This is a genomic window from Seonamhaeicola marinus (assembly GCF_008085455.1).
On sequence record NZ_VSDQ01000718.1, the window covers coordinates 436,574 to 461,879 of the forward strand.

At 35.3% G+C, this 25,306-nt stretch carries 19 protein-coding genes; 18 read left to right on the forward strand and 1 reads right to left on the reverse strand.

Annotated elements, in window-relative coordinates:
• Positions 1-90: 90 nt before the first annotated feature.
• From FUA24_RS19445 to FUA24_RS19465, 5 genes are all read left to right on the forward strand, one after another.
• Positions 91-3,204: a SusC/RagA family TonB-linked outer membrane protein gene (locus FUA24_RS19445; protein ID WP_148544716.1), complete on the forward strand. Its 3,114-nt coding sequence runs from the start codon at positions 91-93 to the stop codon at positions 3,202-3,204.
• A 13-nt stretch (positions 3,205-3,217) separates the two neighbouring features.
• A complete protein-coding gene (locus tag FUA24_RS19450) occupies positions 3,218-4,948 on the forward strand; it encodes a RagB/SusD family nutrient uptake outer membrane protein (protein ID WP_148544717.1) in 1,731 nt (576 codons plus the stop codon).
• Between the two features lie 12 nt (positions 4,949-4,960).
• Positions 4,961-5,428 carry a hypothetical protein gene (locus FUA24_RS19455; protein ID WP_148544718.1) on the forward strand — a complete coding sequence of 156 codons (468 nt, stop codon included), beginning with the start codon at positions 4,961-4,963 and terminating at the stop codon, positions 5,426-5,428.
• A gap of 180 nt (positions 5,429-5,608) precedes the next feature.
• Positions 5,609-6,568: a ThuA domain-containing protein gene (locus tag FUA24_RS19460; RefSeq protein ID WP_148544719.1), complete on the forward strand. Its 960-nt coding sequence runs from the start codon at positions 5,609-5,611 to the stop codon at positions 6,566-6,568.
• A 6-nt stretch (positions 6,569-6,574) separates the two neighbouring features.
• On the forward strand, positions 6,575-8,080 hold the full coding sequence (locus FUA24_RS19465) for a sulfatase family protein (RefSeq protein WP_148544720.1): 1,506 nt from the start codon (positions 6,575-6,577) through the stop codon (positions 8,078-8,080).
• Between the two features lie 18 nt (positions 8,081-8,098).
• Here the strand turns inward: FUA24_RS19465 and FUA24_RS19470 are convergent, their stop codons facing one another.
• Positions 8,099-8,956 (reverse strand): AraC family transcriptional regulator, encoded by an 858-nt coding sequence (locus FUA24_RS19470; RefSeq protein WP_148544721.1) that lies wholly within the window; start codon positions 8,954-8,956, stop codon positions 8,099-8,101.
• A 175-nt stretch (positions 8,957-9,131) separates the two neighbouring features.
• Between FUA24_RS19470 and FUA24_RS19475 the strand changes: the two genes are divergently transcribed.
• The 13 genes from FUA24_RS19475 (at position 9,132) to FUA24_RS19535 (ending at position 25,285) form a co-directional block, all read left to right on the forward strand.
• A complete protein-coding gene (locus FUA24_RS19475; RefSeq protein WP_148544722.1) occupies positions 9,132-10,220 on the forward strand; it encodes a mandelate racemase/muconate lactonizing enzyme family protein in 1,089 nt (362 codons plus the stop codon).
• The gene (locus FUA24_RS19480) at positions 10,220-10,981 is read left to right on the forward strand and encodes an SDR family NAD(P)-dependent oxidoreductase (protein WP_148544723.1); all 762 of its coding nucleotides are present in this window, start codon (positions 10,220-10,222) and stop codon (positions 10,979-10,981) included. Before FUA24_RS19475 ends, FUA24_RS19480 begins: the two co-directional genes overlap by 1 nt.
• Positions 10,982-11,077: 96 nt before the next feature.
• A complete protein-coding gene (locus FUA24_RS19485; RefSeq protein WP_148544724.1) occupies positions 11,078-12,016 on the forward strand; it encodes an aldo/keto reductase in 939 nt (312 codons plus the stop codon).
• Position 12,017: 1 nt separating this feature from the next.
• A complete protein-coding gene (locus tag FUA24_RS19490) occupies positions 12,018-13,034 on the forward strand; it encodes a zinc-binding alcohol dehydrogenase family protein (RefSeq protein ID WP_148544725.1) in 1,017 nt (338 codons plus the stop codon).
• A 123-nt stretch (positions 13,035-13,157) separates the two neighbouring features.
• On the forward strand, positions 13,158-14,417 hold the full coding sequence (fucP, locus tag FUA24_RS19495) for an L-fucose:H+ symporter permease (protein WP_148544726.1): 1,260 nt from the start codon (positions 13,158-13,160) through the stop codon (positions 14,415-14,417).
• Between the two features lie 4 nt (positions 14,418-14,421).
• Positions 14,422-15,066 carry an L-rhamnose mutarotase gene (locus FUA24_RS19500; RefSeq protein WP_148544727.1) on the forward strand — a complete coding sequence of 215 codons (645 nt, stop codon included), beginning with the start codon at positions 14,422-14,424 and terminating at the stop codon, positions 15,064-15,066.
• Positions 15,067-15,091: 25 nt separating this feature from the next.
• Positions 15,092-16,630 carry an alpha-L-fucosidase gene (locus FUA24_RS19505; protein ID WP_148544728.1) on the forward strand — a complete coding sequence of 513 codons (1,539 nt, stop codon included), beginning with the start codon at positions 15,092-15,094 and terminating at the stop codon, positions 16,628-16,630.
• Positions 16,631-16,663: 33 nt separating this feature from the next.
• Positions 16,664-18,175, forward strand: a complete 1,512-nt coding sequence (locus FUA24_RS19510; protein WP_148544729.1) for an alpha-L-fucosidase — start codon at positions 16,664-16,666, stop codon at positions 18,173-18,175.
• A gap of 11 nt (positions 18,176-18,186) precedes the next feature.
• The gene (locus tag FUA24_RS19515) at positions 18,187-18,690 is read left to right on the forward strand and encodes a MaoC family dehydratase (RefSeq protein WP_148544730.1); all 504 of its coding nucleotides are present in this window, start codon (positions 18,187-18,189) and stop codon (positions 18,688-18,690) included.
• 22 nt (positions 18,691-18,712) lie between these two features.
• Positions 18,713-20,236, forward strand: coding sequence for an alpha-L-fucosidase (locus FUA24_RS19520; protein WP_148544731.1), 1,524 nt, complete (start codon positions 18,713-18,715; stop codon positions 20,234-20,236).
• A 3-nt stretch (positions 20,237-20,239) separates the two neighbouring features.
• Positions 20,240-22,771, forward strand: coding sequence for a glycoside hydrolase family 2 TIM barrel-domain containing protein (locus FUA24_RS19525; RefSeq protein ID WP_148544732.1), 2,532 nt, complete (start codon positions 20,240-20,242; stop codon positions 22,769-22,771).
• Between the two features lie 11 nt (positions 22,772-22,782).
• Positions 22,783-23,664, forward strand: coding sequence for a LamG domain-containing protein (locus tag FUA24_RS19530; protein ID WP_148544733.1), 882 nt, complete (start codon positions 22,783-22,785; stop codon positions 23,662-23,664).
• Between the two features lie 16 nt (positions 23,665-23,680).
• Positions 23,681-25,285 carry a sulfatase family protein gene (locus FUA24_RS19535; RefSeq protein WP_148544734.1) on the forward strand — a complete coding sequence of 535 codons (1,605 nt, stop codon included), beginning with the start codon at positions 23,681-23,683 and terminating at the stop codon, positions 25,283-25,285.
• Positions 25,286-25,306 lie beyond the last annotated feature (21 nt).

Here is a 25,306-nt window from a genome sequence, read left to right on the forward strand (position 1 = left end):
CAAAAAATGAAAATGAGAATAGACTCAGGATGATTGTATAGCGCTATTACAACAACAAAAAAATAACAACAAACTAATTATTAAGACAATATGAATAAACTAAATAAAAAGAATAAGTCACCTTACGGTTTTATACTGCCGTTTCTTTTTGCCGTCATTTTTAGTATGTCACTACAGGCGCAAAATATTACTGTAAAAGGTGTAGTAACAGGAGCTGATGATGGTCTTGCTATTCCTGGGGTAGCCGTTGTGTTACAAGGGACTTCTGTAGGAGCAGTTACAGATTTTGATGGAAATTATTCCATTCAAGCAAATATGGGAGATGTACTTGTATTTAGCTACTTAGGAATGGTTGAACAGAAAGTTAAGGTTACTAAAAACGTTATGAATGTAGCGTTAGAATCAGACCTTGAGGATTTAGAAGAAGTAGTAGTTATAGGTTATGGTACACAGAAGAAAAAGGAAATTACAGGAGCTGTAGCACAAGTAAAGTCTGAAGCTATTGAGCAGTTTGTTACGCCAGACGTAGCTTCTGCTATGCAAGGACAAATTGCAGGTGTAAACATTACAGCGAATTCTGGTGAACCTGGAGAACAATCTAGCATTCAAATTCGTGGTATTACATCGTTATCTGGTTCTAATACCCCATTATTTGTGGTAGATGGTATTCCTCAAGAAGGAGATCCAAGATTAAGTAGTAATGAAATTGAAACCATAGACGTTTTAAAAGATGCTGCTTCTGCAGCAGTATACGGTACGCGTGGTTCTGCCGGTGTAATATTAATAACAACTAAAAGAGGTAAAGAAGGAAAAATGGTTGTAGGTTTTGATCATTCTTATGGTATTCAACGTTTACAACGAGACATTCCATTAATGAATACAGAACAACAGTTGTATTTTGAAACTGAGCATTTTGACTATTTAACAAGTTTAGGTTTAAGCGCTTTTAATCCAGGACCAAATAGAGCAGAATGGTTAAGTAATGACAATGTGTTTACAGATTTAGTCCTTATTGATGATGCACAAAGTGAAAGTTACAATTTACGCGTATCCGGTGGTAACAAAGGTTTTACATATAGTGTTTCTGGAGGTTTGCTAGATATAGATGGTGTTTTAATTGGCTCTGGTTTTAAAAGATACAATGGTAGAGCTACCACAACTTATAACACAGAGAATTGGAAAATAGACACTAGTATTGGTTTTATATTAGAAAATAGAGACCGTTCAACTTCGGGCTTAATTACTAATGCTATACGTTATAAGCCGTATTTCCCACTAATTGATTTAGATTCTGATGTGTTTCTTTCTGAAGAAGGGAACGGGGGCGTTACCACACCGCTTAATACTTTAGCACAGAACCTTAAGAGGAGAGATAACCAGAGAATAGATAAAATCAACTTTAGTTTAAGTGTTACCAGAAAAGTAACTAAAAACTTGGACTTTACAACAAGACTAGGTACAAACGTAACAAGTACCATAAGAAATATTTTTAGACCAAGATTTGAATTATTAGATATAGAAACTGGCGCATCAGAGGTAGACCCTGTAAAAAGTGGTGTTTCCGCGTTTTCTTCTCGATTAAATGTATTTAGTTGGGATGGATTCTTTACCTATAAGAAAGACTTTGGAGATCATAACATTAATGCTGTTGCAAGTGCTTCTTTTGATGAAAGAACATTTCAATCTTTCACTGCTTCAAGAAATGGCGTAGTTTCAAATGAAATTGAGGTTATTAACGGAGCTTCTCAAGACCCCTTAGCAGAATCTGGTATAAATTACATTAGAAAAAATGTTGGATTCTTAGGTAGATTACAATATAACTACAAAGGAAGGTACATGCTATCTGGTTTTGTAAGAAGAGATGGTTCTAGTAAGTTTGGTCAGGATTTCCGATGGGGAACCTTCCCTTCAATTTCGGCAGCATGGAATGTTTCTAGTGAACCGTTTTGGAGTTCTATAAAAAGAACAGTAAACAATTTTAAAATAAGAGCAAGTAGGGGTACAGCAGGTAATGATAGTTTTGACGATTACGTGTTCTCATCTTCAATAGCTCAAGAATTAGATTATATTTTCGATCCAACAGATGGTATCATTACCCTTGGATCTGGTGTTATAGAATATGCCAATCCTAATGTAAAATGGGAGACTTCAGTTTCTAGTAATATTGGAGTTGATTTAGGATTCTTAAAGAACAAATTCACCTTATCTGTAGATTATTATAATACCGATAAAAAGGATATGCTCTTTCCTGTAAGGTTACCAGGATCTGCTGGTGTTGTTAGAGGAGGTCCTCAAGATGTTACACTTAATGTTGGAGATATGACTAATAAAGGTTTAGAAGTAGCTGCAAATTATAGAGCTAACATAGGAGCAAGTAAACTTAGATTAGGATTTACCTATACAAAAAATGAGAATGAAATCACCAAAATGGCAGATGGTAATGAGTTAATATTTAATCCTAATTCCAATATTTTAGGAACACCTGTTACGGTATTTACCGTTGGTAGAGAAGCCGCTGCATATTGGTTAAAAGAAACAGACGGTACTATTCAAACTCAAGAAGAATTAGATGAATATAGATTAATAGATAGTAACGCACAGTTAGGAGATTTAAAATATATAGATCAATTAACAGAAGATACCGATGGAGATGGTATTCCAGACGCAGGAGATAATGTCATTGATGCTAATGATAGAGTATACTCGGGCAGCGGTTTACCTGAATTTGAATTAGGTTTTAATATGAACTGGTCCTACAAGAATTTTGACCTTACAATGAACTGGTACGCTTCAGTTGGTGCCGAACTTATAAACGGAACTAAGGCAGATGCAATGGCAAGAGGAAGACATAGAGATTTATTCAATATGTGGACACCTAACAATCCAACTTCAAATACACCTTTTTATGTAGATAGAGATGGAAGGCACCCTAACTATAACGGAGATTCCGATTTATGGGTAGAAAATGGTGATTATTTAAGATTAAAACTAATATCATTAGGATATACACTACCTAAAGATATAACTGAGAAAGTAGGACTTTCTAGAGCAAGACTATATTTCTCGGCTCAAAACCCAATTACAATTACAGGTTATGATGGTTATGATCCAGAGGTAGGAGGTAATGTAGCAAGAAGAGGATTAGATACGGCAAGATTCCCGCTTTCTTCTTTGTATTCCGTAGGTGTGAATTTTGAATTTTAAAACTAAAAAAATCATGAAAAAATATATTTATAGTTTAATGGCGTTTGGGCTGCTAATAGTGGCACAATCATGTAATGACTATTTAGAAGAGACAAATCCAAATTTTTTGTCATCAGATACCTATTGGACTGATTTAAATGAATCGGAATCTAATTTAACATCGGTTTATTCGGCAATGTTACACCAGTATGTTCTGGGAATAGAAGAAGAATTTTTACGTACAGATATTGCCTTTCCAGGACAAAGAACAAGGCCAACAGGTATATATTTGCCTTGGTACCAGCAAAGAGTGACTTCAGATTTAAGAGCATTAAGTGATAGATGGGATGCTAAATATCAAGTGATCTTTAGAGCGAATCAGGTAATTGAAGGGTTGAATGGAATGAGTGAAGAATTAAAAAGTGATGAACGTTGGACTAGGCAAATGGCCGAAGCTAGATTTTTTAGAGGTTTAATGCATTTTTATTTACATTCTACATTTAACAATGGAAGCATCATTATTAGAGATGCCGTACCGGTAACAGTTCAAGACTTTTCGAAACCATTGTCATCTTCAGAAGAAGTGTTAGCATTTTTTAGAGAAGATTTAATGTATGCTTTTAACAACTTACCTGCTCAAGGTATTCCTGTTACAAGAGTTGATAAGGCCTTTGCAGCTACAATTTTAGGAACTAGCCATTTATACGAAGGTGAATATGCTCAGGCTCAAGTATACTTTGATGATTTAATTAATAATGGAGAATATGGTTTACAGTTAGAGCAAGACGTATCTAAGATATTTACCAATGCAGGTGAATTTAGTGTAGAGAACATTTTTGAAATTAACTACGCTGATGATAAACAGCCAGAAGATGGCTCCTTCGATGAAGATTCTTTCCAGAATAGATTGGCTAGAAGAACTGGTCCTAATGGAAGAAATTTGGAAATTAGACAAACTTTTGGAGGCCAAGGATGGATAACACCTTCAGCGTGGTTAACATATGAATATTCTACTGAACCTATAGATACACAAGATCCAAGAAACACAGTAGACGGAGAATTAAGACCTATTTCTTTAAGAGCAGCTCAGAGTATTGCAGTTGTAAATGATGAAATTTCACCATATTACGGCTATACCGCTCCACAAGTTTTTGGTTTTGCTGGTACCCGTTTTTCATTATTTAAAAAGTACACCAATCATACTGTTGTTACTAGGGAGTTTGATACCAATACAACGCCTTGGGAATCTGGTAGAAACGTGGTAGTTAATAGACTTGGAGGAGTTTACTTAATGTATGCCGAATGTCTTACAAAAACGGGTGATGTTTCTGGAGCTATTGCTACCCTTAATGAATTAAGAAAAAGATGGGGGCTACAGTTATTGGGAATGTCTGATGGTTCTGCTCATGATTTTGATGGTGTGGCATATGACGAGACGTCATTAATGGATCACCTTATGTACAAAGAATACCCATTAGAATTGGCAATGGAAGGCTTTTCAACGCGGTTTATTAATTTAAGAAGATGGGGTATTACGCAACAAAGATTTCAAGAGTTAAGTACTAGAGTTTTTAGCCTTGCTAATTATACCTATACAAGAACTAACGGAAATACAGCTAATAGAAACAGAAGCTTGGTTCAAGAGGGAAGTGGTCCAAATGAGTTCACAGAATACTTAGAAGCGGCGGCTGCTTGGGCGGCCAATGATTTAGGGTATTTTCCACTTCCGCAAAGCGAAACATTAAATAATCAAAACGTAAATTAAAACCTTATGAAAATGAAATTTGTAGTTAAACTATTTGCACTAGTTGTTTGTGTAGGATTATTTAATAGTTGTGAGAATGAAGATGATTATGTACCACCATATAATGAAGTATCAAGTTTGGTATACTGGTCTTCACCAGCTTCTACATCTCAAGAAACCGAAAAAACAATAGGTGTTGGAAATTATATAGCGTTTAAAGACTTATCTAGAGGTGTAGTAACCCATGAGTGGAAAATTCAAGAAGGCAGCCATTTCATGAATGGAGGTTTTACAGAAGCAGATTCCTTAAGATATACCAATTTTATAAAACCCAATGCAGGCCTTTCAACATCAGAACGTTTGGCTTATGTACTTTTTACAGAAGCCGGAGTAAAAGAAGTAACCCTGTCTAATACATTCAAAGACTCCGTGACAGATGCCTTTAAAGAAGGTAGTCTTTGGAAAGTAAACAAAGTATTTACAATTACGGTAGCAGATTAATTTGTGTTTTATGTTTATTGAAAAGGTTGTCCTTTAGTTAGGGCAACCTTTTTTTTATTAGAAGTTGTATAAAAATCACATATACAGAACTCATATGTTACGCATTTCAGAACAAAAGATTGTTTTTTTATTAAAACTTGCGGTAATTTGGTCCTTCTAAAAAACATCTAAACTAAACACATGAAAATTAAACAGCTATTATCTTTAGCATTACTTATCATTATAACCTCTGCTTGTAATGCTAATCATAAGAAGAAAATTAAAGTTTTAATAATTGACGGACAGAACAACCATGCAGTCTGGCCAAAGTCTACCATAATGATGAAACAGTATTTGGAGGAAACAGGACTGTTTAAGGTGGATATTGCAAGAACCAAGTATTTATGGAAAAGTACCAGAGAGGCTAAATATCTACCATTAGCAAACGTTGGTGAAGGCGTTGAAACTAAAAAATCAAAAACAGATCCAGATTTTAAACCAAAGTTCTCAAAATATGATGTTATAATTTCAAATTTTGGATGGAGAGCAGCGCCTTGGGCTGAAGACACAAAGAAAGCTTTTGAAAAATATTTAAGAAAAGGTGGAGGATTTGTTACTGTACATGCCGCGGATAATTGTTTTCCTAACTGGAAAGCGTATAATCAAGCTATTGGAATAGGCGGGTGGAGTAGAAACGAAAAACATGGACCATACTTATATGTCGATAAAGACGGTAAAGTAGTAAGAGATACTGTATCTAAAGGTCCAGGCGGAGCACATGGCCCTAGAGCAGATTTTATCGTATCAATGTATAACCAAGAGCACCCAATAAGTAAAGGAATTCCAAGTGAGTGGTTACATGCAGATGATGAGTGTTATGCTTTACTAAGAGGTCCTGCCGAGAATGTTACCATCTTAGGAACAGCTATAAGTACAAAATCTAAAAGAGCGGAACCTATGCTTATGACTATTGATTACCATAAAGGACGTGTGTTTCATACCACTTTAGGACATGATACCAAAGCATTTGAATGTGTTGGTTTTATAACTACACTATTAAGAGGTACAGAATGGGCTGCTACCGGTAAAGTAACTATAGATATTCCAAGTGATTTTCCTGGAAAGGATAAAATTTCCACAAGAGCATTTAAATTGAAATAATTAAAAATGAAATACCTAACATTTCTTATTCCCGTCGTCATTTGTTTTCTTTCCTGTGCTAATACAACAGAAAAAATAAAAGACGAAAGACCTAACATTATTTTTTTAATGGCCGATGACCAAGCGTCTTATACATTAGGATGTTACGGGAATAAGGATGTTAAAACACCTAATATTGACAAACTTTCAGATTTAGGTGTAACTTTTGATCATCACTACGCAACCACAGCCATATGTATGGCAAGTAGGGCTACGGTAATGACTGGCCTGTTAGAATATAGAACAGGAACTAATTTTTTACATGGCCCAATGAACGATGAAGTTTGGCAGTCTTCTTATCCAGTATTATTAAGAAAAGCAGGATATACAACAGCTTTTGCAGGAAAGTTTGGTTTTGAAGTTCAAAATCAGAAGGAGACCTATATGCCTGTTAACGATTTTGATAAATGGGCAGGAGGAGACGGACAAACCTCATATAGTACAAAGAAAAATGAGGCCTTATTAAAGTATGCTAAGGCTTATCCGCATTCAACATTAGCTTATGGCGCTTTTGGAAGCGATTTTATAGAGAGTTCAACCCAACAAAATACACCCTTCTGTTTATCAATTAGTTTTAAAGCACCCCATAGACCAACCACACCAGATAAAAGGTTTGATAGTATTTATGCAAACAAAACCTTTAAAAAACCAGATAATTATGGCAGAGAATTTGGTGCGCATTTTTCCAATCAAAGTAAACAAGGGCGCCAATACCCAAGATTTATAGAATGGCATTATAATGATAAATATGATGAAGTCATGGCAACATATCATCAACAGGTATATGGAATTGATTATGCCGTTGGAATGATTTTAGAAACATTAAAGAAAACAGGTGCCGATAAAAATACAGTGATCATCTACACTTCTGATAATGGTTTTTTCTGTGGTTCGCATGGATATGGCTCTAAAGTATTACCCTATGAGGAATCATCAAAAGTGCCGATGATAATCTATGATCCAAGAAACTCAAATAGTAATAAAGGAAAGCGTTCTAAGGCTTTAACCGGAAATATTGATATAGCCCCAACTATATTAAATTTGGCTGGTATAGAAGCCACAAAAACTGTAGATGGTAAAAATATGATGCCCCTCTATAACAACCCAGAAAGTAAAATTCATGAAAGTATGGCTTTAATTAACGTCTGGGGACCTTCAGAAACACATGCGCTATCTATAGTTTCAAAAGATTATAAATACATTTATTGGGGCTTTGCTGGAGAAGGTTTTAAAGAGACTGAAGAACTATATTTTTTAAGAGAAGACCCATTAGAATTGAGAAATATAGCGGCCAACTCCGAGCATGAAAGGAAGCTATTGGAGCTTCAAAATACTTATGATAATCATGTAAGCACATGGAAGGAAAAAGCCGTTAATTACAATAATTATAAGCGTTATTCAACCTTATTTGATAGACAAACTAGTTGGGAAGAAAAATCTAAGGTCTTATTTGACCTTGAAGCCAAAAACTAAATTTTAAAGATTAAAGGTTTATTGAGGAATACGCCTATATGCTTTTCTATACTTAGACGGAGACATACCCATATGCTTTTGAAACTGTCTATGGAAAAAAGTTAAATTATTATATCCCGTATTATATCCAATTTCGGAAACAGAAAGATCAGTGTCAATTAGCATTTTACTTGCAATACTTACTTTGTATTCGTTCAAAAAGGAAAAGAATGACGTGTTAAAGGTCTTCTTAAAAAAGCGACAGAAGGTATCATTAGTCATTGCAACTTCGTTAGCCATGGCACTCAACGTAATTTTGTTCAAATGATTTTCTTTTAAATAGGTATATATTACGTTAATACGCTCACTTTCTTTTGAGGATAAACTATTTGAAAAATTAGATCCCGCCAATAGCTCAAAGTCATTTGTTAAAGCAAGCTTCTGCAATATTTGTAAAAAGATAATTAGTCTTTCAAACGACTGCGCCTTTACTAATCTAATTAGGTTATATTTTAATTCCTTAGCAAAAACAAGATTAAACTTTATACCACGCTGAGAGCGTTTTAATAATTCGTTTATATGTTTTACCTCTTCTTTGTCTAACCAATTTTTTAAGAGACTTTCATCCCACTGAATAATAATGCATTTTACATCTTCAGTCTGTTCCCCTATAGTCTTCCAACAATGAGGTAAATTGGCACCAACCATGACCAAGTCATCACTTTCAAAAGACCCCATACTGTTGCCCACATACCTAATACCAGTGCTTTTTATGATATAGGTAAGCTCATATTCTTTGTGGAAATGCCATGCAGCTGGAAACTCTTTGTCCTCAAATAAGGACACTCTAAACGAGCTTCCAGGAGAGTTTCTTATGTCATGATATCTTGCTTTCATTAAGAATATTTGAATTCAAAAGTATATCTTTTTGGATATATTTATAGTTGTATAATGTTAATTTCCCTAAATAGTGTATAAAATTAACGTTATTGTGGAAATATCAAAGCAAAATATTTAATAACTTTGTGTTTATATATAAAATAATATTTTATAATTAAATTTAAAATGAACTATGTCTAAAGACATTACTATTAGAGATGCCAAAATATATAAAGCGGCAACAACCTTAAAGAAACCAATATCTGACGCCACACATACACTTACTGAAATTTCCTTTTTAGTACTTCGAATTCAGTTAGAAAATGGCGTTATTGGAGAATCTTATTTATTATCATTTCAATATTCCCCAAATGCAATCGTAGGCGCACTAAAAGATGCTATACCACATATAATAGGTCATAAAACCAATGAAATGGGCGTGGTATATGACAAACTAGATCATTTAGGAGAGTATTTCGGAAACCAAGGCATTAACCGTTGGGCACAAGCAGCCGTAAACATTGCAATGTGGGATGCTTGGGGAAAAACTTTAGGGCAACCAGTGCACGAGATATTAGGAGTGTGTAAAGAAAAAGTGTCCATTTATGGCAGTGGCGGATGGATATCTTATACAATTGATGAACTAATAGAAGAAGTAACCGACTATGCTAATAGAGGTTTTAAAGCAGTTAAGATAAAAGTAGGTTCTCCAAAAGTAAGCACAGATGTGGAGCGTTTGCGTTTAGTTCGTGAAGCTGTTGGTGATAAAGTTGATATTATGATGGATGCTAATCAAGGTATGGATTTACCTGCAGCCATGAAATTATCACGTCAAGCAAAAGAATTAAATATTAATTGGTTTGAAGAACCTGTTAATCATCAGAATTTCCAAGCCTTTGAAATATTAAAAAATCAAGCCGGAATCTCATTAGCTATGGGAGAGCGCGAATATGATACCTTACCTTTAAGAGAATTAGCTAGTAGAAACGCATTAGATATTTGGCAACCAGATATTTTAAGGATAGGAGGAGTGGAAAAATGGCGTGAAAGTGCTGCATTAGCACAAAGTTTTAACTTACCAGTATTACCACACTATTATAAAGATTATGATGTGCCATTATTATGCACCATTTCTAACGGTGTAGGAGCAGAATCTTTTGATTGGGTAGATCCCTTAATTGATAACCCTATGGTACTCCAAGACGGTTATGCTAAGCCTCATGACTTACCTGGCTGGGGATTCAATTTTATTGATGATAAATTAACAGAAATTAAGCTGTAATGAGTTTAGACGTTTTTTCATTAAAAAATAAGCTAGCATTAGTTACCGGAGGCGGCACTGGTATTGGTTTAGGAATAGCTAAAGCCCTTGTAGAAGCCGGTGCAAAAGTTGTTGTAACGGGTAGAAGAGAAGCTATTCTAAAAGAAGCCATTAATGAGCTAGGAAGTAATGCTTATTATAGAGTAAATGATATTACCGATAAGTCCGCTATACCCGAATTGGTTAAAGATATTGAAAGCAATATTGGTGGTATTGATATTTTAGTAAATAATGCAGGGATTCATCATAAAGCTTGGGCACAAGATACAACAGATGAAGATTTTGAACGGGTTATACAAACAAACTTAATCAGTGTGTTTGCACTAACCAGAGAATGTGCTAAAAAGATGATTGAACGTAAAAGCGGATCTATAATCATGATCGGCTCTATGGCTGGTTTGTTTGGTATTGACAGAGTTATTGCCTACAGTGCATCTAAGACCGCTTTAACAGGTTTAGTTAATAGCTTAACAACGGAATATGCTAAAGATAATGTTAGAGTTAATGCTATAGCACCAGGATGGATAACTTCTAATATGTTTTTAAATGCAGTTAACAAAGATCAAGCACGAAAACAGCAAATAACCAATAGAATTGCCATGGATCATTTTGGAACCACAGAAGATATTGGTAACGCAGCGGTATTTTTAAGTTCAGAAGGCGCTAAATATATCACAGGTGTTATTTTACCAGTTGATGGAGGAGCAACAGTAAACTTTTAAATAAATTTTTGTCATTCCTGCGAAGGCAGGAATCTATTTAATGGTTAAAATGATTCTTACTTGATTCGAATCAAATGAAACAGTAAAAATTAACAAATGAAACCAACATATATAACAGGAGAGCATTCAATAAGTCCAGCATTTAATAATCAAACCCGATTAGTTTATGGAACTTCTGGTTTGGGTGGCGTCTGGGGAAAAGTAGATCAGCGTGATTCTATAGATGCCTTATTATATGCTTTTGAAAATGGAATTTCCGCACTAGATACAGCGCCATCTTATGCCAATGCAGAGTATTATGTGGGTATGGCGCTTAGAGAATGGAAAGGAACTAAACCTTTTGTGAGTACTAAAATAGGAAGATTAAAAGGTAAAGATGCTTTTGAAACAAAACTAGATTATAGTCCGGAAGGAATGAAGCGTAGTCTAAATAATAGTTTAGAAACTTTGGGGTTAGAAAAAATAGATTTACTGTTTTTACATGAACCTCAGTTAGTTCCAATAGAAAAGATTAACGGAGTTATAGACACTTTAAAGGGGTTTAAGGAAGCGGGATTAGTAAGTTCTTTAGGTGTAGGCGGAAATCCGTCTGAAGCATTTAAACCTTATATAATTAAAGAAAATTTTGATGTTGTATCTGGGTTTTTGCATATGGATGCTTGTAATCTTTCAGCTTTTAATGGAGAAATTCAATCGTATCATAATGAAGGTATTGCGTATTATGCTGCCTCGGCACTACATTTCTCACTTTTAGGAAACCGTTTTGAAAAATACAAACAAGAAGGTGTGGATGGTGAATGGATAACGCAATTGGATTTAGAAAATGCTATAAGAGTTAAAGCAGTAGCAGATAAACATGATATGCCATTAGCAACGTTAGCACAACGTTACTTGTTTTCAATTAAAGAAGCAGACAGAGTTGTAATGGGAGCAAGAACACCTGAGCAAATAAAAGCTACTGTAGATGATTGGAATGCTGGTAAGCTTTCCGAAGAACTTTTTAATGAGGTGACAGCCTGTATTCTTAATACATAATATGAAGATAATTAGACTAGAAGAACCAGGAATTTGGAAGCGTTTAGAGGGGGATAAGCCAAGTGAAAACTTATCGGAAGGTGATGCCTTGGTAAGCGTAAAAAAAATAGGAGTATGTGGTACAGACCTACATGCCTTTAAAGGGCAACAACCTTTTTTTAGTTATCCAAGAATTTTGGGGCATGAGTTAGCGGTTGAGGTCGTAGCTATTGCAGATGATGTAACTAATGTTTCGGTAGGGGATAAATGTTCAGTAGAGCCCTATTATAATGATGTAATTGGTCAGGCAGTTCGCAGAGGTAAAACCAATTGCGGAGAGCATTTACAAGTTTTAGGCGTTCATGTAGATGGTGGAATGCAAGAGTATTTTGTGTATCCAGCTAAATTTTTACATGCTACCAATACCTTGTCAGACGATCAATTGGCTATGATAGAACCTTTAGCAATAGGGTGTCATGCCGTAGATAGAGCAGAAATTAAAGAAGACGATATTGTTTTGGTAATTGGTGTAGGACCAATTGGTTTGGGAACCATTCAATTTGCTCAATTAACAGGCGCAAGAGTCATTGCCATGGATATTGATGATACCAAGTTGCAGAAGTGTAAGGAGATCACAAAAGTAAAAGATACTATAAATGCTTTAGGAAATGTTGAAGAGGAATTGGAGATATTACTTAATGGAGACTTGCCAACTGTAATTTTAGATGCAACCGGCAATAAAACCTCAATGATGAATACTTTTAAGTACGCAGCGGCAGGAGGAACAATAGTATTTATAGGATTGTTTATGGGAGATGTTGTTTTTCATGACCCTTCGTTCCATAAAAAGGAATTAACGCTTAAAGCCAGTAGAGCGGCTTTGGGTGAAGACTTTAGTAGAATTATACGGTTAATTGAGGCTGGTAAGATAGATGCAACTTCATTTATTACACATAGGATGAATTTTGATGAGGTACCTACAGAATTTGAAAAATTATATAATCAAACCGATTTAATAAAAGCCATTATAGAATTATAAGATTGAAAGCATTGTTAAGCTGAACTTGTTTCAGCATCTAAAAAAAATGCAATATTTAATTAAACAGACTCTAAAACAAGTTTAGAGTAATAATGTCATAAAGACCAACTAAAACTAAACTAAATGCAAGATAAGAAAGTCAACTATTCACAATTTCTGGTGCCACTAATTATAGTAATGGCATTAATGTTTTTTTGGAATTTAAGTAGAAATATAAATGATGTTTTAATTCCACATTTAAAAAGAGCATGCCAGCTCACAGATTTTCAGTCATCTTTGGTACAGTCAGCTTTCTTTGGAGCATACTTCGTTGTAGCTCTTCCGGCAGGATGGTATATTCAGAAAAAAGGATATAAAATGGGAATGATTACAGGTTTGGCAATTGCAGCAATAGGTGCTTTTCTGTTTTATCCAGCAGCTGAAACAAGAGTATATTCTTTTTTCTTATTAGCGCTATTTGTTATGGCAGCTGGTTTTGCAATTTTGGAAGTAACTGCATCGCCTTATATTACAAAGCTTGGAAGCCCAGAAGGCGCATCTAGTCGTTTAAGTATGGCAGCAGCTATAGGTTCTGTTGGTGCAACTATAGCCCCTTCTTTAGCGGCTTTATTACTTCTGCATGAAGAAGATGTAGCCCAAGCCACAATAGATGCTTTCACTCCAAGCCAGTTAGAGACATTTTTATCAAGTGAAGCAGATTTGGTAAAACCACCTTATATAGTCCTAGGAGCTATTTTAGTTATAATAGCCTTAGTTGTTGTTTTTACCAAACTCCCAACTATTAAAGATGAAGAAGGCGGCGATAAGAAACCGCTTAAAGACATTCTAAAATTTAAACATACACTTTATGGTGTTGGAGCCGAATTCTTCTATGTAGGAGCAGAAGTTGGTATTGTTAGCTTTATCATAAGATATGCAAAATGGTTCAATTTACCTGAATTAACGGAGCAGAGAGCTGCTCAGTTTATTACCGCATTTATGGCATTAGTTTTAATTGGTAGACTCCTTGGTGTTTATATTTTAAAGCGTTTCAAACCTCAAAATGTATTAGTCTTTTGTAGTATAGGTGCATTCGTAATGGTAACTATGGCTATTGTAACAAACGGCTACTTCTCTTTAGTATGTTTATCTATTGTTGGGTTCTTTACTTCAATTATCTACCCAATTATTTTTAGTTTAAGTATGCAAGACCTTAAAGAGTATACCAAGACTGGATCTTCAGTATTCTTATTAGGAATTGTAGGTGGTGCAATTGTACCTCCTTTAATGGGGTATATTTCAGATGTAGCAGGAATTAAGTATTCGTTTATAATTCCACTAATTTGTTATGTGTATTTACTATTCTTCGGAATAAAGGGCTATAAGGTTAAGGTAAAAGCATAAAATTATGATGGCTAAGGAATTCAGAAGATTTGCGTATCTGGTTGCTCAAGAAAACATAACATCTAAAACATTAGAAAAATTAACTTCAGAACGTTTTCAAAAGGAACTAAAGAACTCGGGAATACAATCCCTAGAAATCTATGAAAAATCACCTAACTATTTTTTCTTAGTTGATGGTGAGCCTTATTTAAATAATAGCAAAGTAGAAGAAGTGTTTTCAACCGACTTTGCTGAATTATTTCCACTAGAACGTATTTATGAATTTGAACAAGCCGCAGTTTATAATGCCTATGATGGGCAATTAAAAAATGCCAATGGGAAAATAAAGCGCTTTGTCTGGACATTGTTATTACAAGAAGATGAAACACTTATAGAAGAGTATAAAGAAGTCCACAGTATGGGAAAGGCGTGGCCAGAAATAACCAACAATATGAGACTAGTTGGGGTAAAGGATATGGAAATATACCTTTCTGGAACACAGGCTATTTTGATAATGGATACCAAACCAGATTTCAATTTAGATGAGGTAGGCCCGAAATGGCAAAAATTACCGCGTGAGGAGGAGTGGCAGGCTTATGTGGCAAAATTTCAAAGAACTGATCCCAACAGTTCAATTCAAGAAAAATGGCAGGATATGAGACAACTATAAAATTTAAAAAACTTAAACTAAAACAATGAAAAAACGTTTACTAATCCTGGTAGGACTGATGGTTTTAAACTTCGGTCAAAATGGGTATTGCCAAAAGTCTCAAAAAAAATACCAACCCAATTGGGAATCACTACTAAACTACAAAACACCAGAATGGTTTAGAGATGTGAAATTTGGAATCTTTATTCACTGGGGGCCAACAACAGTTCCTGCTTATGGTGGTGCTGAATGGTATGGATTTCATATGTGGAATGAAGGCACTGTAGATGCTTTAGGTAATCCAAGTAAAAAACCATCAAGTGCGTATAAATATCATGTAGAAAACTTTGGTAAGCCAGAAGATTTTGGTTACACGAAATTCATTCCCTTGTTTACAGCCGAAAACTTTAATGCTAAGGAATGGGTAGATTTGTTTGAGAAAGCTGGGGCCAAATATATTGTTCCTGTTGGAGAACATTGTGATGGTTTTGCCATGTACGACTCAAAAGTTACGCGTTGGAAATCCACCACAATGGGACCAAAGAAGAATATCGTTGCCGATATTTTTAAGGAAGCGCGTTCTAGAAACATTAAAGTAGGCGTGTCATCTCACTTTGCATATGGCTGGCATTGGTGGACATACAAGGATAAATTTGAAACTGTAAATCCAGAACTACGAGATTTTTATTGGGATAAGCATGATAGATGGGAGCCCGCAACACAGGCTTACATTAAGCATTTTTACAAGCGTACTACGGACATGATGACACAATTAAAGCCTGACCTATTATGGTTTGATTTAGGTTTTAGCGAACCAGAATACAAGGAAGTAAGAAAAAAGATTCTTGCGAATTATTATAATCAAGGGTTAAAGAACAATCAAGAAGTAGTACTTAATTATAAAAATATTAAATACAAACCTGTACCAGATGGAGCGGCAGTACTTGATATTGAAAGTGGAAAATTAGACCGTATAAGAGAAGAACCATGGCAGACAGATATGTCTCTTGGTGGATGGAAATGGGGCTATACAAAGGATTATAAATTGCGAGGAGCTGGTGCTTATATCAACGATTTAATAGACATAGTAAGTAAGAACGGTTGTTTGCTATTAAATGTAGCGCCTAACAAGCATGGCGAAATTCCACAAGATCAACAAGCAATATTAAAAACCATTGGGGCTTGGTTAAAGGTAAATGGAGAAGCTATTTACGCAACAAGACCTTTTGAAGTTTTTGGGCAAGGACCATCTAATGCTTCCATGAAATTACACGGCAATGCTCATGAGAAAGGTTTCACCTCGCATGATTTTCGTTATACAAAAAAAGACCAAAATGTCTATGCCTTTTGGTTAAAACCAGATGGTAGAGCGGTAATCACTTTAGATGCCCTAGGTGCCGAAGATAGAATCGTTAACGATGCCATTTTAAAAGTAAGCGTATTGGGTAGTAATGCAAAACTAAATTGGATTCAGAAAACAGACGAATTGGTCATACAATTACCAGAGGGTTTCCATGCTGATAAAGCGGCGTGTTTTAAAATTGAGTTAGCGGAGAAACCATCAGATATTTTAAAAACAAAATAAGATATAGATAAGTTCATTCAAATTATAAGCGATATGAAACGTAAAATAGTATGGATAGTCATTGGAACTTTGATTTTTATTTCATGTAATAATCAAAAAAAAGATGAAGAAGCGACACCCGCTAAGGCGGTAAAACATTTTGAACCCACTTGGGAATCCTTGCAGCAATATGAATGCCCAGAGTGGTTCAGAGATGCCAAATTTGGTATCTATACCCATTGGGGCGTTTACTCCGTTCCAGAAACAGCATCCGACTGGTATGGTACACACATGTATAACCAAACACATCCAAACTACAAGTATCATAAGGAAACTTATGGTGACCAAAAAGAATTTGGATACAAGGATTTAGTGCCACTTTTCAAAGCAGAAAAGTTTAATGCAGAGGAATGGGCAGATTTGTTTGTAGAATCAGGTGCACGATTCGCTGGTCCTGCTGGTGAACATGCCGATGGTTTCTCTATGTGGGATTCTAAGGTGAACCCTTGGAACTCTGTTGATATGGGACCTAAACGCGATATAACGGCCGAATTAGAAAAGGCCATTCGCAAACGAGGATTAAAATATGTGGTAAGCTTACACCATTCCTGGTTATGGGGCTGGTTCCCAACTTGGGATGAAACCACAGATTGTGCAGACCCAGCAAACGCTTCACTATATGGCGAAAAGGTACCCAAAACGGCTTGGCAACTAGAGAAAGGAAATACCTGGTACACCGTAAATCCAATGCCAAGTGAAGCATTTGAACGTGTATGGCTAGAAAAGGTAAAAGAGGTGGTAGATGGGTATTCACCAGATTTACTATGGTTCGATAATCGTATTCAAATACTTTCAGAAGATATACGTAAACAGATGATGGCCTATGCGTACAATGAGGCTGCAAAAAAAGAACAAGAATTTGTTCTAACATTTAAGCGACCAGATTTTCCGTTGGGAACAGGAACAGTAGATTTAGAGCGAAATAGAATGCCGAAGATCTATCCAGAACCGTGGTTGACAGACAATTCTATTTCCAAACAAAAATGGATTTGGCATAAAGACTTAAAATGCTATCCAACCAATAATTTGATAGACGATTTGGTTGACATTGTAAGCAAAAATGGTAATCTATTATTAAATGTGGCACCACATCCTAATGGCACCATCCCAAACGAGCAGAAGCAGCGTTTAAGAGATATGGGTAAATGGTTAAAACTAAATGGAGAAGCCATTTACGAAAGCCGTCCATGGTTGATCTATGGAGAAGGTCCAACCGAAACAAAAACAGGCCATTTAGCCGATATGCAGTTTGATGGTTTCGGTGATGAAGATATTCGATTTACTACGCGTAATGGACAATTATATGCCATTGCCTTAGGTTGGCCAGAATCTGGAGTTTTACCGATAAAATCCCTAAGTACTAGCAAGTATAACGGAAACATTAAAACCGTAGAATTAATAGGTCATAAAGGTAAATTAGAGCATAAGCAGACCATTGACGCACTTAGTATTCAATTACCAGATACCAAACCATGTGAGCACGCATTTGTATTTAAAATCAATTAAAAATTATAGTTATGCCAGAAAACACGCCACTAGAACAACATAAAGACATCCCATTATACAACACGGAAACATGGTTGTATGAAGATTTTCAAATTGGGCAAAAAGACCGCTCTATACGTAGAACCATCTCAGAAGGCGAAGCCATGATGTTTAATGGTTTGGTATTAGATATGCACCCGTATGTAGGAGACCAAGTATTTGCTGAAGAGGAAGGACTTTTTGGAAAACGCTTAGTTGCAGGAGCAATGGTATTCAGCTTAGGTTTAGGTTTAATGGCCAATAACAATGTGAATACGTTTAGTTATGGTTATGATAAGTTACGGTTTATAAAACCTGTCTTTATTGGAGACACAATTTATACGGTTAGAACACATCTTAATAAAACACCTAAGTATGATGAAATGGGGCTTATAACCGTAAGTTATGAGGTGTATAAACAACCAGGAGAATTAGTATTGTATTGTGAGCATCTCCAGACAGTGAAGTATAGAAATCCTGAAAATTTCAAAAAATAATTAAAGCATAAAAGAATGAGTCATGAGCAACATTAAATTAATTAGAACTGCATTTTGCATTATAGCAGTTTGCGCGTTTATATCGTGTAATACGAAAAAGAAGGAAGAGGAAAAAGAGGTAGCTTTTAAGTTTGAAGAAAATTGGGAAAGTTTAAGTAATTATAACATCCCGCAATGGATGAAAGATGCCAAATTTGGGATTTTTATTCATTGGGGACCTAATTCTGTTGCAGAATTACACACCGATTGGTATCCACGTTGGATGTATTTAGATTCTGGGCATGTAGATCATGTTACCGGAGAGAAATTAAACGATATACCTCATAAAGCCTCAGTATATCACAAAGAAAAATTTGGAGACCCTAAGACTTTTGGATATAAAGACTTAATTCCAATGTGGACTATGGAAAACTTTGATGCAAAGGCATGGGTTGATCTATTTAAGGATGCTGGCGCTCAATATGTAGTACCCGTTGCAGAACATCATGATGGTTTTGCTTTATACGAATCTAGTATAACACCATATAACGCTGTTGATATGGGGCCAAAAAAGGATGTTTTAAAAGAGTTAACAGACGAAATTAAAAACCAAGGACTCATATGTGGCGTAAGCTCTCATCTAGCTTTTAATTGGAACTTTTATACGCAAAGCGATAGATTTGATACAGGAAATCCAGAATACGCGGCTTTATATGCTCCACAGCATGAGCCTTACTCCCCAGCAAGTGCAGAATGGCTGGCAGATACTTGGTGGCCGAGAACTAAAGAAATTATCGATAAGTACCAACCAGATATTTTATGGTTCGATTTCTATCTAGATAGACCCGAATTTGCGCCGTATCATAAAAAGTTAGCGGCCTATTATTACAATTCTGGTTTAAAAAGAGATAAGACAGTGGTGCTTCAAACCAAAAACTTAAGATATGAGTCCTTTAAACCAGGAACACATATGTTAGATTTAGAGCGCAGTAAAATGGATTCATTAAGAAAGGCATATTGGCAAACAGATACATCTATTGGAAAGAATTCTTGGTATTATGCAGAAAACTGGATTCCAAAAACTTCGGGTAGTTTAATTGCAGATCTTATGGATATTGTTAGTAAAAATGGTTGTTTATTATTAAACATTGGTCCAAGAAAAGATGGAATTATTCCAGACGATCAAAAACAAACATTATTAGAAATAGGAGATTGGTTAAAGATTAATGGAGAAGCCGTTTACGGATCAAAGTATTATGAAGTATACGGAGAAGGTCCAACAAAAACTGAAACAGGACACCTGTCCGAAGGCAAAAATAAAGGCTTTACAGAGGAGGATATACGTTTTACTACAAGTAATGGTTTTATTTATGCAACAATTTTAATTCCACCAACAAAAGATATCAATATTAAGTACCTTTCATCTACAAAACTAGATGTGAAAGGTGTTGAGCTATTAGGTTACAACGGTGAAGTTGCCTTTAAGCAAGATGAAAATGGACTAGCTATTTCACTTCCAGAAAACACCAACCTAAAAAATGCGTGGGTATTTAAAATAAAACATTAAAAAATGAAAGTCCAAATGTATATGATGCTCTTGTTAGCATTCATAATTTCTTCATGTTCAAATTCAGAAACGCAACCCCGAAGTATAGAAGATTTCAATTTTAATTGGAAATTTATAAAAGGAGAGCATTCAAGTGCCGAAACACTAAGTTATAATGATACGTCTTGGGAAGATGTTAGACTTCCACATGACTGGAGTATTCTAGCAGGATACCAAAAAGAAAATACTGCTGCAAGCACTGGTTTTTCCGAAGGAGGTATTGGTTGGTATAGAAAAGAATTTCAGGTACCAAAAACTGATGAAGGAAAAGCCATTTGGATTGAGTTTGATGGTATCTATAATAACGCTGCAGTTTGGATAAACGGTACAAAACTTGGCTTTAGACCCAATGGTTATGCCAGTTTTTCTTATGATTTAACCGAGCATTTAAACTATGGCGAAAATAATGTGGTAGCTGTTAGAGTAGATCATACAGCTTATGTAGATTCTAGGTGGTATACAGGGTCAGGAATTTATAGAGATGTAAGACTTGTAAAAACTTCAAAAGTTCATATTCCACAATGGGGAGTAAGAGTAACTACCCCTAATGTTGATAAAAGCAGAGCTTCAGTACATTTTGAATCAAAAGTTGTTGGAGCCAATGACAATGTTGAAATTGAAACTCAAATTTTAGACGGAAACGGTACGCAAGTAGCCTATGGAAAAACAGATGTTTTAGCAGAAGGTAACAAAGGGATTCTAACTCTAAACGTAGAGAACCCAAGTTTATGGGGAATACAAACACCAAATTTATATACTGCCATTATTTCGATTAAACACAATGGCGCATTAGTTGATAAAGTAACACAAGAATTCGGAATTAGAAAATTTCGTTTTGATTCAAATAAAGGCTTCTTCCTTAATGGCGAAAACGTAAAGATTAAAGGGGTTAATCTTCACCATGATGCTGGAGCCGTTGGTGCCGCAGCGAATAAAGCCACTTGGGAATACAGAATTTCAAAATTAAAGTCAATTGGAGTTAACGCGGTACGTATGGCTCATAATCCACATTCACCTCTATTAATGGAAGTTTGTGACGAAATGGGAATTCTAGTAATGAACGAGTTTTTTGATGAGTGGCACAACCCTAAAGCTAAAAGCGTTAATCATTTAGGCGATAATGCTGCAGGAGATGCTATTTCTAAAGGCTACAGCGACATTTTCTTTGAATGGGCGGAAAAGGATTTAAAAACCTTAATACAAAGAGATTTTAATCACCCTTCGGTAATTATGTGGAGTATAGGAAATGAAATAGAATGGACTTTCCCTCATTACTCTAAAACCTATAGTGAAGTAGAAGGTGAAATTAAAGAATATAAAGACCCACCAACTTATGATTTGTCAAAAATAAAACCTGTATTTGATAGATTAACAGGAGGCGTAGATTCGTTGTCAATTGTGGCTCACAAATTATCTAAGTGGGTTAAGGAAGAAGATACAACAAGACCTGTTGTTTGTGGGAGTGTGCGACCAACAATCGCTTTTGCAAGCGGTTATGCCGATGCAGTAGACGTACTTGGACTAAATTATAGAGCCATTGACTATGATGTGGCCCATAAAGCCTTTCCGGAGAAATGTTTATTAGGTTCAGAAAACTGGGTAGCCTATTCTGAATGGAAAGCTGCCTTGGAGCGTGATTTTATACCTGGTATTTTCGTATGGACTGGTTTTGCCTATTTAGGAGAAGCAGGCCCATGGCCAAGAAAAGGACTAAACATTTCATTATTCGATTTTGCAGGATTTAAGAATCCAAGAGGCCACTTCTTTGAGTGCCTTTGGAAAGAAGACCCAAAAGTCTATATGGTAACAACACCTGCTTCAGATTCGGAATTTTCTTTTACAGAAAAGGAAGGATGGAAATTTGATATACAATACACACCACCTCCCGTTTGGAATAAACTAAGGTTGTGGGAATGGTATAAAGTAAATGAACATTGGAATTATGATGATAATGAGCCTATAGTTGTTCAAACATATACAAACTGTGAAGAAGCCGAGTTGTTTCTTAACGGAAAAAGCCTTGGTAAACAAGCCTTAGCCGATTTCAAAGAAGAAGATAACATCATAAAATGGTTAGTGCCACATCAGAAAGGGGAACTAAAGGTAATTGGATATAATAACGGTAAGAAGGCAGATGAATACACCCTTTTAACAACCAGTAAACCTACTAGTATAAAGTTAGATATAGATAAACCTTCGCTTAAAGCAAATAATTACGATATAGCGCATGTATACGTAACGTTATATGATGAAACGGGAAACAAGGTAACAAACGCCAATGAAGACATAACGTTTCATGTATCAGAGGGTGCGGACTTAGTAGCAGTAGATAATGGCTGGGAAATGAATGTAAATCCTCATAATACTAATAAAGTACAAACACATAAGGGGAGAGCATTAGCTATAATACGTTCAAAAGGTAACCCAGGAACAGTTACAGTTACCGCCAAAATGGGAGATATTAAAAGTAATGTATTGTCTTTAAGCATAGAATAACCTAAAAATTTATGAAGATGTATCCTGCAGCATTAAAAAACAAAATAATAATCTTGGCCATAGGTCTATTAGGTGCATTTGGTTATGCGCAGCCTCCAAAAGTTATTGGTAAAACTTGGGAAAAAGTAGAAAAACTAAGTGATGAATTCAATGGAAAAAAGATTGATAAATCAAAGTGGAATATAGATCCAGAAGGGCATTACGAATTAAATTGGATTGGTAGAGCACCCGCTTTGTTCCAAAAAGAAAGTTTTGATATTGGTAATGGTTACTTGAGTATAGAAGTGGGTAAGCTTAAAAAACCATATGTTGAGAATAAAAAATACGACAAACCAATGATCTATAAGTATCATGGAGGTATTTTAAGATCTTATAAAAAGACATCCGTTGGTCATTATTATGAATGCAGAATGAAAATGAACAAAACCGAAATGGGAGGAGGGTTTTGGTTATGCCATAGAGGGACTTGTGAAAATAAAAACGAAATTGATATAACCGAGTCCGTTGGAAAACTAACTGAAAAAACACATAAATGGGCTTATGATTGGGATCAAATAATGCATTCTAATGCCATTCACAGAGGATCGACTTGTGTAAAACAAGTCAGAGACCAAAAGAAAATGGCACCTCCAACTAAAAATTCTGAACGGTTTTACACCTATGGCTTCTATTGGAAGAGTCCAACAGAGTTATTGTTTTATTTAGATGGGGAATACGTTTATACGTTAAATCCTCCAGTGCCTTTTAATCAAGAATTAGTATTACAGTTTTCTATTGAAGCCTATGACTGGAATCCTATTCCCGAAGTAGGTAGTATGGTAGCAACAGCTAGTAAAGAAGATAGAACTACGTTAATTGACTACATAAGAGTTTATAAACTAAAGGATAACTAGTAAAATCTACCGGTTCATGACAAGGGAGATCCATTTTATAATAACGCTGTTCCTGAGCTCCATTTTTTATGCTCAAGAAAGGCCGAATATTATATTTATAATGTCTGATGATCATGCTGCTAACGCAATTGGGGTTTACGGAGGTAGATTATCGGTATTAAACCCAACACCAAATATAGATAAACTTGCGTCAGAAGGCATTGTATTCAAAAATGCTTTTTGTAATAATTCTATTTGTACACCTAGTAGAGCAAGTATCTTAACTGGACAGTATTCGCAAACAAATGGAGTATTAGATCTACATCATTATCTTCCAAAAGAAAAGCAATTCCTTGCTAAGGAATTAAAGAGTTTGGGGTATGAAACTGCAGTTATAGGGAAATGGCATTTGAAAGAAGCACCCGAAAGTTTCGATTATTATGAAGTTTTACCATTACAGGGAAAATACCATAATCCAGAATTAGTTTCTAGAGAAGGAAGGATAAAGAAGGAACTCAGTTTTGGTAGATATGGGAAAAAGGAGGTTTTGGTTGATGAATATAAAGGACATTCATCTGATGTTATTACTTCACGCTCAATAGAATGGCTCAAAAATAAACGTGATAAATCGAAACCTTTCTTTTTAATGCATCATTTTAAAGCACCTCATGGTATGTTTGAGTTTGCACCGAGATATTCCAACTATCTAGAGGATACCTATATTCCCGAACCAGCTAGCCTTTATCAAAAAGGTAACCATGGTTCTGTTGGAACGAGAGGAATAAACGATTCCTTAATTCACGATATAGGTTCTTCTGTTGGTATGCGAAACTCAATAAGAGGTGTTGGTAGAAACTTAAAAGGATTTAAAACTGAAACTAATGATCCTGAGTATAAACACAAGACTTATCAGGAATATCTAAAACGCTATTTAAGATGTGTTAAAGGTGTTGATGATAATATTAAGCGATTAGTTGATTACTTAAAAGCGGAAGGGTTATATGAAAACACAATAATAGTTTATACATCAGATCAAGGTATGATGTTAGGTGAGCATGATTATATAGACAAGCGTTGGATGTATGAGGAAAGTTTGAGAATGCCATTTATTGTGCACTACCCAAAGGATTTTAAAAAGGGTATTGAAAATTCAACTATTATAAATAATACAGATTTTGCCCCAACTTTAATTGATATTGCTGGTGGATCAGTTCCCAGCTACATGCAAGGTAAAAGTTTTAAAAGTATTTTATTCTCGGGTATAGAACCAAACAATTGGAGAACCTCTACTTATTATAGGTATTGGATGCATATGGGAAGTCGGCATGCCAATCCTGCCCATTTCGGTATTAGAACAAAGGATTCTAAACTTATATTTTACTATGGAAGATATTATAAAACTAAAGACAAAATAGTTCAAGATGGTTGGGGACGTTATGATTATGATACACCAGTTTCTTGGGAGTTTTATGACTTAAAAAAAGACCCCAATGAAATGCAAAATGAATACAATAATTCAAAATATGAAAATTTAATAGCCAAACTTAAAAGAGAATTAAAAACAAAACGAAAAACTCTAAATGAAGAGGATCATAACTACCCCCATATTCAAGAGATAATTCAGAAACATTGGAATGATTAATATTAAGTAAAACCGTTTAGA

Excerpts from the sequence above, each read along its gene's own strand:
- FUA24_RS19500 (WP_148544727.1), top strand. The coding sequence starts at position 14,422 with ATGATGGCTAAGGAATTCAGAAGATTTGCGTATCTGGTTGCTCAAGAA.
- FUA24_RS19490 (WP_148544725.1), top strand. The coding sequence starts at position 12,018 with ATGAAGATAATTAGACTAGAAGAACCAGGAATTTGGAAGCGTTTAGAG.
- FUA24_RS19475 (WP_148544722.1), top strand. The coding sequence starts at position 9,132 with ATGTCTAAAGACATTACTATTAGAGATGCCAAAATATATAAAGCGGCA.
- FUA24_RS19520 (WP_148544731.1), top strand. The coding sequence starts at position 18,713 with ATGAGCAACATTAAATTAATTAGAACTGCATTTTGCATTATAGCAGTT.
- FUA24_RS19485 (WP_148544724.1), top strand. The coding sequence starts at position 11,078 with ATGAAACCAACATATATAACAGGAGAGCATTCAATAAGTCCAGCATTT.
- FUA24_RS19455 (WP_148544718.1), top strand. The coding sequence starts at position 4,961 with ATGAAATTTGTAGTTAAACTATTTGCACTAGTTGTTTGTGTAGGATTA.
- FUA24_RS19470 (WP_148544721.1), bottom strand. The coding sequence starts at position 8,956 with ATGAAAGCAAGATATCATGACATAAGAAACTCTCCTGGAAGCTCGTTT.
- FUA24_RS19525 (WP_148544732.1), top strand. The coding sequence starts at position 20,240 with ATGAAAGTCCAAATGTATATGATGCTCTTGTTAGCATTCATAATTTCT.
- FUA24_RS19460 (WP_148544719.1), top strand. The coding sequence starts at position 5,609 with ATGAAAATTAAACAGCTATTATCTTTAGCATTACTTATCATTATAACC.
- FUA24_RS19480 (WP_148544723.1), top strand. The coding sequence starts at position 10,220 with ATGAGTTTAGACGTTTTTTCATTAAAAAATAAGCTAGCATTAGTTACC.
- FUA24_RS19445 (WP_148544716.1), top strand. The coding sequence starts at position 91 with ATGAATAAACTAAATAAAAAGAATAAGTCACCTTACGGTTTTATACTG.
- FUA24_RS19505 (WP_148544728.1), top strand. The coding sequence starts at position 15,092 with ATGAAAAAACGTTTACTAATCCTGGTAGGACTGATGGTTTTAAACTTC.
- FUA24_RS19510 (WP_148544729.1), top strand. The coding sequence starts at position 16,664 with ATGAAACGTAAAATAGTATGGATAGTCATTGGAACTTTGATTTTTATT.
- FUA24_RS19450 (WP_148544717.1), top strand. The coding sequence starts at position 3,218 with ATGAAAAAATATATTTATAGTTTAATGGCGTTTGGGCTGCTAATAGTG.
- FUA24_RS19465 (WP_148544720.1), top strand. The coding sequence starts at position 6,575 with ATGAAATACCTAACATTTCTTATTCCCGTCGTCATTTGTTTTCTTTCC.
- FUA24_RS19515 (WP_148544730.1), top strand. The coding sequence starts at position 18,187 with ATGCCAGAAAACACGCCACTAGAACAACATAAAGACATCCCATTATAC.
- FUA24_RS19530 (WP_148544733.1), top strand. The coding sequence starts at position 22,783 with ATGAAGATGTATCCTGCAGCATTAAAAAACAAAATAATAATCTTGGCC.
- fucP (WP_148544726.1), top strand. The coding sequence starts at position 13,158 with ATGCAAGATAAGAAAGTCAACTATTCACAATTTCTGGTGCCACTAATT.
- FUA24_RS19535 (WP_148544734.1), top strand. The coding sequence starts at position 23,681 with ATGACAAGGGAGATCCATTTTATAATAACGCTGTTCCTGAGCTCCATT.